The organism is Pseudomonas agronomica (genome assembly GCF_025917275.1).
Taxonomy (GTDB): domain Bacteria; phylum Pseudomonadota; class Gammaproteobacteria; order Pseudomonadales; family Pseudomonadaceae; genus Aquipseudomonas; species Aquipseudomonas agronomica.
In genome coordinates, this window is the sequence record NZ_JAOSHO010000504.1 from 1 (window position 1) to 3,546 (window position 3,546).

The following is a 3,546-nucleotide window of genomic DNA, read 5'->3' on the forward strand; positions in this document are numbered from 1 at the left end:
CGGGAGCAAGCTCCCTCGCCACAGTGGGTTTTATTTCCAGACTTGTGGATTGACCAGGTTCTTCGGTCGCTCGCCTGTCAATGCGCTGCGCAAGTTTTCCACGGCAAGATTGGCCATGGCTTCCCGGGTTTCGTGGGTCGCCGAGCCGATGTGCGGTAGCGTCACAGCGTTTTTCAGCTGGAACAGTGGCGACTCGGCCAGCGGCTCTTTCTCGTAGACGTCCAGCCCGGCGCCACGGATGCGCTGGGTCTGCAGGGCTTCGATCAGCGCAGGCTCGTCCACCACCGGGCCGCGGGAAATATTGACCAGGATGGCGCTCGGTTTCATCAGGGCCAGTTCGCGTTGGCCGATCAGGTGGCGGGTCTTCTCGCTGAGGGGCACCACGAGACAGACGAAATCCGCTTCGGCCAGCAACTGGTCCAGTTCGCGAAATTGCGCGCCCAACTCGTTTTCCAGCGCTGTCTTGCGACTGTTGCCGCTGTACAGGATGGGCATGTTGAACCCCAACCGGCCACGTCGGGCAATCGCCGCTCCGATATTGCCCATGCCGACGATGCCCAGGGTCTTGCCATGCACATCGCTGCCGAACAACTGTGGCCCGACGGTGGCCTGCCACTGTCCGGCCTTGGTCCAGGCGTCCAGTTCAGCGACGCGACGGGCGCTACTCATCAGCAGGGCGAACGCCAGGTCGGCGGTGCTTTCGGTGAGCACGTCGGGGGTGTTGGTGAGCATGATCCCGCGTTCATTGAAGTACGCCAGGTCGTAGTTGTCATAGCCCACCGAGACGCTGGACACCACCTCAAGCTTTGTGGCGTGCTGCAGTTGCTCGCGGCCAAGCTTGCGACCGACGCCAATCAGCCCGTGGACGTGGGGCAAGGCTTCGTTGAACTGCGCGTTGATGTCGCCTTTCGACGGGTTGGGCACGATCACGTCGAAGTCCTGTTGCAGGCGTTCGATCATCGGCGGTGTGATACGGCTGAAGGCAAGTACGGTTTTTTTCATCGTGCAAGGCTCATCTGCAAGGAATACCAAGCACGCTAACATTCCTGGCTGCGGTTAGGCGAGAGGGGCGGCGTAATCGCAGCGCCACCAGTCTCTTGTAGGAGCGAGCTTGCTCGCGATAGCTATTCATGTGCCAGTCTGTCGTCGCCTGATACACCGCTATCGCGAGCAAGCTCGCTCCCACAGGGAATCTCTACAAAATCAGGCGGCCCGCAGGGAAATAAAGGCGTAATTGACGGGGGCTTCGGTGACGACCGTTGCGCCGCTGGCCGTGACCTGGCTGGCAATGTCATCGCCGGACAAATGGAACTGCCATTCGCTGGCTTGCGGCTGCAGTGGCTGCGAACGGGCCAGGTCGATGGCGGCGGCAAACGCCTCCATGTTCGGCAGGTAGGCCGTGAATCCGTCGCCCTTCAGCGCCGTGGTGTGAATGCCCAAGGAGGCACAGATGCGTTCCTTGATGCCGATTTCTTCACGGTCAGCCTGGCGTGAGCGCTCGATCAATCCGGCCAGTTCCTGATCCACCAACTTGCCGCCGACGATCAACTGCGGCCCCGTTTCCCACGACTCCGGTGGACAGTCCTTGGCGGCGGTATTGAGGGGGATGTGTGGATTGATTTCCATCGGATAGATGCGGCACACCAAAGGCCTGCGCTCATAGATGCTGCACAGGTTGTCAGCATTCAGGTTGTGGCACGGACCGGCGTTGTAGGCGGCAAACGTGATCGCCACGAGTGCTTCGCTCGTGCCGCTGCGGACCACCGCAGAGCGCCGTTCGGCATGTTCGCGCTGCGCCACGGGCAGGCCGAGGCCGTTGGGCAGGAAGGCCTCGATCAGGACGATCACTTGACCGCCGTCACTCGCCCACATCCTGGCTTCGTCGAGCGTCAGGGGAACGTGATGACCGGAGCAGCACTTGCCGCACCCTACGCAGGAGAACGTTGTATTCATTAATCGACCGCAGGCAAATAGGCTGGAAGCGGCGTCAGGAAAACGCCGCGATGAACGGTGCGAAGCAAGTTATGCGCCATTCACCGGGACGTGCTGGCGGGACGGATCGAGTCCCATTCGGTAACGAAGGCAGCCTTGGTTTTCTTGCGGTAGAGGCACAATTCGGTACCGGTCGCACCGTTCATGTGCTTTTGCGGGTATTGGCCTTGCAGCAGCAGCGCGGTGTAGCCGACGCGGTCATCGAATTGCGCGGCGGTGCCGACCGGTTCGGCGTTTTTCAAACCACTGGCCTTGACGCAGCTGGCGAGTACTTTCTTGTCATAGGTGGCCCAGGCGTCGGAGCTGGAGGCGTGGGCCTGCGACGACAGGGCGATCAGGGTTAAGAGAATCAGGGCTGGGGTTTTCATCAGGAAAGTCCTTGTTCTGGGAAACCAGGACAAGAGTATGCCTGAGGTGAGGGCGAAGGGCGGGTGACGGGAACGGATCGCAGCTTTCGTTGCGCTGGCGGCAACGAAAGCTGCGATCGATTTTCAGCGAACTCAGCGGCCTTGTTCAGCCACGGCCTTGGCCGCCGTGATCAGGCACTTGGTCAGTTCGGGCGACGAAAACTTAGTGAGCACGCCGTTGGCGCCGGCCAGCCGCGCTTTTTCGCTGTTCATGGCGCTGTCGAGCGAGGTGTGCAGCAGTACATAGATATGCGCGAAATCAGGCGTTTCGCGCAGGGTTCGGGTGAGGGCATAGCCGTCCATTTCCGACATCTCGATATCGGAGACGATCAGGTTGATCTCCTGCGCGGTGCCTTGCAGCTCCAGCAGGCAATCGATGGCTTCCTTGGCGCTGCGGGCCGTGTGGCACTGCAGGCCCAGGTTGCGCAGGGTGTGCACGGATTGTTGCAGGGCGACCTGGCTGTCATCGACCACCAGGATCCGCGCGGTGCCGAGCACTTCGGCGTCTTCCATGCTCAGTTCGGTGGGCGCCGTCTCGATCTGCGCCGGGGCGATGCCGTGGATGACTTTTTCGATATCGAGCACTTGCACCAGCGTGCCGTCCACCGAAGTCACGCCGGTGATGAACGCGCGCACGCCGCCGGAGCCGTAGGGTGGTGGCTTGATGTCGGTCGTCAGGCAATGCACGATTTTGCTCACGGCCTGGACATGCAGGCCTTGTTTGGAGCGGCTGACGTCAGTGACGATCAGGCAGCCGCCATCGGGATCTTCCAGCGGGCGCTCGCCAATGGCGCGGCTCAGGTCGATCACCGACAGTGACGTCCCACGCAGCGTGGCGATGCCTTTGACGTGTGGGTGCGACTCCGGCAGCTTGGTCAGCGGCGGGCAGGGAATGATTTCACTGACCTTGAGCAGGTTGATTGCCATCAGCTTGCCGCTGCGCAAGGTAAACAGCAGAAGCGAAAGTGAATCTGCGCGGGCTTTGTTGGAAGACATAAAAACCTTCTGTGTAAAAAGGTGGGGCGAGCGATGTAGATCGCCAAGACAGCTTTTGATAACGGGTTATCGACTTGTAGGGGGCAGGCTTTAGGGCGAAAGCTTGTCGATCGCATGGATCGCGGCCATAAGGTCCTTTTGCGGATCGCTT

The 3,546-nt window shown here is 60.8% G+C and carries 4 protein-coding genes; all 4 read right to left on the reverse strand.

Annotated elements, in window-relative coordinates:
• Positions 1-30 precede the first annotated feature (30 nt).
• On the reverse strand, positions 31-1,002 hold the full coding sequence (locus tag OC610_RS23490) for a 2-hydroxyacid dehydrogenase (protein WP_264431233.1): 972 nt from the start codon (positions 1,000-1,002) through the stop codon (positions 31-33).
• 201 nt (positions 1,003-1,203) lie between these two features.
• Entirely contained in the window at positions 1,204-1,953 is a 750-nt protein-coding gene (locus OC610_RS23495) for a YkgJ family cysteine cluster protein (protein WP_264431235.1), read from the reverse strand.
• An 80-nt stretch (positions 1,954-2,033) separates the two neighbouring features.
• Positions 2,034-2,360: a hypothetical protein gene (locus tag OC610_RS23500; protein WP_264431237.1), complete on the reverse strand. Its 327-nt coding sequence runs from the start codon at positions 2,358-2,360 to the stop codon at positions 2,034-2,036.
• A gap of 132 nt (positions 2,361-2,492) precedes the next feature.
• The gene (locus OC610_RS23505; protein ID WP_264431238.1) at positions 2,493-3,395 is read right to left on the reverse strand and encodes a chemotaxis protein; all 903 of its coding nucleotides are present in this window, start codon (positions 3,393-3,395) and stop codon (positions 2,493-2,495) included.
• Positions 3,396-3,546 lie beyond the last annotated feature (151 nt).

Bases quoted from the DNA above. Each gene is read 5' to 3' on its own strand.
- OC610_RS23490 (WP_264431233.1), bottom strand. From the start codon at position 1,002: ATGAAAAAAACCGTACTTGCCTTCAGCCGTATCACACCGCCGATGATC.
- OC610_RS23495 (WP_264431235.1), bottom strand. From the start codon at position 1,953: ATGAATACAACGTTCTCCTGCGTAGGGTGCGGCAAGTGCTGCTCCGGT.
- OC610_RS23500 (WP_264431237.1), bottom strand. From the start codon at position 2,360: ATGAAAACCCCAGCCCTGATTCTCTTAACCCTGATCGCCCTGTCGTCG.
- OC610_RS23505 (WP_264431238.1), bottom strand. From the start codon at position 3,395: ATGTCTTCCAACAAAGCCCGCGCAGATTCACTTTCGCTTCTGCTGTTT.